Consider the following 4,423-nt stretch of genomic DNA (forward strand, 5'->3'; position numbering starts at 1 on the left):
CCGCACCCGGGTCGGGGCGCCGCGCAGCTCGGCCGGGCCGTCCGGGCCGATGAACTCGCCGCTCGCCACGCCCGGTTCGGTCGCCGCGAACAGCTGGGGCAGGGCGCCCCGCTCCACCGGCTGGGCGATCAGCGGGTTGCCGAGGCGGCCGAGCAGCACCCGCCAGAGTCCGACGGTCGCGCTGGTCTGCAGGTTGGTGGCGGTGTAGCCGGGGTGGGCGAGCACGCTGGCGACGGGGCTGCCGGCCTCGGTCAGGCGGCGGTGGAGTTCCAGGCCGAACACGGCGTTGGCGAGCTTGGACTGGTTGTAGAAGGCCATGGGCGAGTAGCCGCGCTCGCCGGCGAGGTCGTCGAAGCGGATGCCGGCCCGGCGGTGGTTGACCGAGCTGACGGTGACCACGCGGGGGTCCCGGCCGGCCGCGAGGCGGTCGAGCAGCAGGCCGGTGAGCACGAAGTGGCCGAGGTGGTTGCAGGCGAACTGGAGCTCGTGGCCCTGGGCGCTGAGCGTGCGCGGCGGGGCCATCACGCCGGCGTTGTTGACGAGCACGTCGAGCCGTGGGTGGTCGGCTCGCAGCCGGTCGGCGAAGGCGTGGACCGAGTCGAGGTCGGACAGGTCGAGGCGCCGCACCTCGAGTCGCGCGTCCGGCTGTTCCGCGGTGATCTCGGCCGCCGCCGTGCCGCCCCGGCCCTCATCGCGCACGGCGAGGATCACGTGCCCGCCGGCGCGGGCGAGGGCGCGGGTGGTCGCGAGGCCGAGGCCGCTGTTGGCCCCGGTGACGACGAACACGCGCCCGGTCTGGTCCTGGATCCGCTCGGCGGTCCAGCGCTGCCGTTCACTCATGGGCACACCATGCCTCTGGTGGCACTCGATGTCAATATGCGCCTGAGTGCCGTTTGCGGCATGACGGGTATGCTGGCCTGGTGAGCTCCCGCCCCGACGTGACCATGGCCGAACGCAAGCGTCAGCTCGTCGCGAACGAACTGACCGAGGCGGCGCTTCAACTGCTGGCGTCCAAGGGGTACGACGCGGTCACGGTCGACGAGATCGTGGCCACGGCGGGCGTGTCCCGGCGGACGTTCTTCCGGTACTTCGCGTCCAAGGAGGACGTGGTCGTCCAGTTCCTGGCCGACCTGGGCACCGGCATGCGCGCCGAGTTGGCGGGGCGCCCTGGCGAGGAGCGTCCCTCGGTCGCGCTGCGGCACGCCGTCTGGGCCGGTCTCGCCGCCTGCGCCGACCCTTCAGACCACACCGAGCGGGCGCTGCGGGTGGTGCGGCTGATCCTGCGCACGCCCGCGCTGCTGGCGCGCTTCCTTGAGCGGCAGGCACGGTGGCGCGAGGAGTTGGCGGACGAGCTGGCGCGCCGGCTCGGTCGTGACGCCGGCACCGACCTCTACCCCCGGATGGCGGCCGGGATGGCGCTGTCCGCCTTCGACACCGTGCTGCGGCGGTGGAGCGAGAGCGAGGGCGTCGCGGACCCGGCCGAGCTGACCGACCGGGCCTTCGCCCTCATCGCCCCGGCGCTGGACGCCGACCTGCGCTGAGCGCGGGCCGGCCGGGCCGGCCGGGGCCGCGATCTCAGTGCGCGGCGACCGAGCGCGCGACGCGGAAGCCGACGTCGTCGGTGTGGAAGGTGGGGTGGCTGCGGCGGCGGACCGAGGCGCGGCAGCTCCAGCGTTCGTCGTACCAGCCACCGCCGCGCAACACCCGGTAGCTGCCGTAGACCTCCGGGTCGTACTGGTCCCAGCACCAGTCCCACACGTTGCCCAACATGTCGTGCAGGCCCCAGGCGTTGGGCTTCCTGCCGCCCACCTCGTGGACGCGCTCGCCGGAGTTGCCCCGGTGCCAGGCGATCTCGTCGAGGTCCCCGTAGCGCGGCCCGGTGGTGCCGGCGCGGCAGGCGTGCTCCCACTCGGCCTCGGTCGGCAGCCGGTAGCCGTCGGCCGAGCGGTCCCACGTGACACCCTCGCCCCCGTCGTCGACACGGTAGGCGGGCGTCAGCCCCTCGCTCCGCGAGAGGGCGTCGCAGAAGCGGACGGCGTCCCACCAGGACACGCTCTCCACGGGCAGTTCCTCGCCGCGCGCCGCGCTCGGCCACTCGCCGGTGACCCGGGCGTACGCGGCCTGCGTCACGGGGAACGGCGCCAGCTCGAACGCGGCGACGTCGACGGACCAGCGGCGCTCGGTGCGTCGGTCCGACAGCGTCACCCGGCCGGCCGGGACGGTGACCAACTCCATGCCGCCGCCCCGGTCAGCCGGCCTGCTCGTGGGCGATGTCGACGGCGACCTCGTCCTCGTCGCTGGTCACCCGGAAGCCGGGGGCGCCGCCGCCCGGGGTGTCGAGGCCGAGGACGACGCGCAGTTCCCCTTCGAAGACGCCGAAGTCGCGCACCTCGCGAACGGTGTCGGTGAGGTCGGCGGGCGCGAAACCGCTCTGCTCGTCGACCCCGACGAGGACGATCTGCAGGTCGTGGGCGCCGGCGATGTCCCGCGGCTCCTGGTCCCCGCTCGGGAGTTCGTCGACGTAGCTGGCGATGACCTGTGGCGCGCCGCCCTCGAAGGCGAAAGTGACGCGGTCGTAGCCGTCGTGCCCGGTGACCAGGACCTCCCTGAGCCGGGGCACGCCCACGCCCAGGGCCGGGCTGTCCTTGCGCTCGGCGTCCCACTCGCCAACCGCCGCGTCGGCCGGGGCCTCGGTCTCGACGCCCACCTCCGCCGTCACCTCTTCTGCGCCCGTGGGCTGGCTCGTCTCGTCGCTCGACGCGCTGGACTCGGTGCCGGCGGGGTCCCCCTCCTCGCCGCACGCGGCCACCAGCAGCAGCGGGACGAGGGCGGCGGTCGTGGTCGCCAGGGCGAGGCGGCGTCTCGGGCGGTGACGTGGCACCGTGACTCCTGCGGTTGGGGGCGGTCGTGGACGGTGGCGTGCGGACGGGTGCGGGCGGTCACGCCCCCGCCGGCACGAAGGTGACCGCCGCCGCGCTGGCGACCAGCTCGACCTCGTCGCCCAGCGCGTGCTCGGCGACCCGGGCGACCACGTCGGCCGGGATCTCGGCCAGCGGATAGGTGCCGTGCGTGTCGTGCGGGAGGACGACGCCGAAGCCACGGGCGAGCGCGGCGCGGGCGGTGGCGCTGACGCACATCTCGCTGAGCACGCCGCAGACGGCCACCCGGCGGATGCCGTGGCCGTCGAGGAGTTCGCCGAGCGGGGTGCCGGCGAAGCCGTCGTCCTCCGTCTTGCGGATCACGGTCTCCGCCGGCTCGTTGAGGAAGAGCTCCCAGCCGGGCGTGAACGGCTCGTCCACCGTGCCGGGTGCGCCGTCGTTCTGGAGGTGGATCACGGGCGCGCCGGCCCGGCGGGCGCGCTCGACGAGGGCGCCGACGCGGTCGGTGAGGCCGGCGGCGTCGGTCACCGGCTCGGCGCCGCCGGCCAGGAAACCCCGCTGCATGTCGACCACGATGAGGGCCTGGACGATCATCGGCCCATCCTCGCACGGTCGTTGACACCGACGCCGTATGACCCCGCCCCCCGCGACGGGATCAGACAGCGGCGAGTGCCGCGGCCACGACCCGCCGCACCTGCTCGGGTCCGTCCGCGGTCCTGGCCAGGACCCGCATCCCGACCACGGTGTTCAGCAGCAGACTGGCCAACGCGTGTGCGTCACGCGTCGGATCGACCTCCCCGGTCCTCTGGCCCTCCTCGATGGCGGCGAGAAAGGCGCCCTCGGTCCGGTCGAACATGTCCCGGACGACGGACGCCGCCTCCTCGCCGGCGGCCGCCAGCTCCGTCGCCGTGTTCGCGGCGAAGCAGCCGCGGCGTTCGTCGCCCGTGAAGTCCAGGGTGACCACCGCTTCGAGGGCGAGGCGCAGCCGCTCCCTGACAGGCAGGTCCTGGCGCCGCAACATCTCGACCAGCGCGGCGGCCTGAGTGTCGCCGTACCGCCGCAGGGCCAGCATGAACAGGGCGCGCTTGCTGCCGAAGGCGTGGTACAGGCTGCCCTTGCCGATGCCCATCTCGTCCACCAGGGCCCGTGGGGTGGCCAGGGCATAGCCGTCGCGCCAGAACACCTCCATGGCACGGGCGATGGCGTCGTCCGGATCGAACTGCTTGGGCCTCCCCACGAGCGGCAGCCTGATGTTTCTTGTCCTGGAGGTCAAGTATTCCGGGACGATTCTGACGTGTTCCGGCGTGATTCCGGCGTGATTCCGGCGTGTTCCGGCATGTTCCGGCGTGATTCCGACAGTCCCCGACCGTCGCGTCAGCGGCGCTTGACGACGCGGAGGACGGGCGCGGACTCGACGTGCGTGACGGCGGCCAACTCGCTCAGCGGGCCGGTGAGATAGGCGTGCAGCGCGTCGGCGTCCCGGGTGACGACGGCGGCCATCAGGTTGCTCGGCCCCGTGGTGGTGGCGGCGAAGACGACCGGGG

General features: G+C 73.8%; 7 protein-coding genes. 1 reads left to right on the top strand and 6 read right to left on the bottom strand.

Translation table 11 applies throughout. From position 1 onward, the window contains the following. The coding region (locus tag E1265_RS34060) for an oxidoreductase (RefSeq protein ID WP_132934820.1) at positions 1 to 840 on the bottom strand (840 nt) is incomplete at its 3' end. 104 nt (positions 841 to 944) lie between these two features. Between E1265_RS34060 and E1265_RS34065 the strand changes: the two genes are divergently transcribed. Next, entirely contained in the window at positions 945 to 1,541 is a 597-nt protein-coding gene (locus E1265_RS34065; RefSeq protein ID WP_132934825.1) for a TetR family transcriptional regulator, read from the top strand. 34 nt (positions 1,542 to 1,575) lie between these two features. Here the strand turns inward: E1265_RS34065 and E1265_RS34070 are convergent, their stop codons facing one another. The 5 genes from E1265_RS34070 to E1265_RS34090 all read right to left on the bottom strand — a co-directional run. Continuing rightward, positions 1,576 to 2,235, bottom strand: coding sequence for a formylglycine-generating enzyme family protein (locus E1265_RS34070; RefSeq protein ID WP_132934821.1), 660 nt, complete (start codon positions 2,233 to 2,235; stop codon positions 1,576 to 1,578). Between the two features lie 13 nt (positions 2,236 to 2,248). Then, positions 2,249 to 2,881 carry a hypothetical protein gene (locus E1265_RS34075; RefSeq protein ID WP_132934822.1) on the bottom strand — a complete coding sequence of 211 codons (633 nt, stop codon included), beginning with the start codon at positions 2,879 to 2,881 and terminating at the stop codon, positions 2,249 to 2,251. Between the two features lie 58 nt (positions 2,882 to 2,939). Beyond that, the gene (locus E1265_RS34080; RefSeq protein ID WP_132934823.1) at positions 2,940 to 3,473 is read right to left on the bottom strand and encodes an isochorismatase family protein; all 534 of its coding nucleotides are present in this window, start codon (positions 3,471 to 3,473) and stop codon (positions 2,940 to 2,942) included. A gap of 61 nt (positions 3,474 to 3,534) precedes the next feature. Next, complete coding sequence (locus E1265_RS34085; RefSeq protein ID WP_132934824.1) at positions 3,535 to 4,116, bottom strand: TetR/AcrR family transcriptional regulator; 582 nt, start codon at positions 4,114 to 4,116, stop codon at positions 3,535 to 3,537. Positions 4,117 to 4,253: 137 nt separating this feature from the next. Continuing rightward, on the bottom strand, positions 4,254 to 4,423 hold a 170-nt coding region (locus E1265_RS34090), incomplete at its 5' end, for an Lrp/AsnC ligand binding domain-containing protein (RefSeq protein WP_207931318.1).

The sequence above is a fragment of the Streptomyces sp. 8K308 genome, assembly GCF_004348315.1.
Taxonomy (GTDB): domain Bacteria; phylum Actinomycetota; class Actinomycetes; order Streptomycetales; family Streptomycetaceae; genus Streptomyces.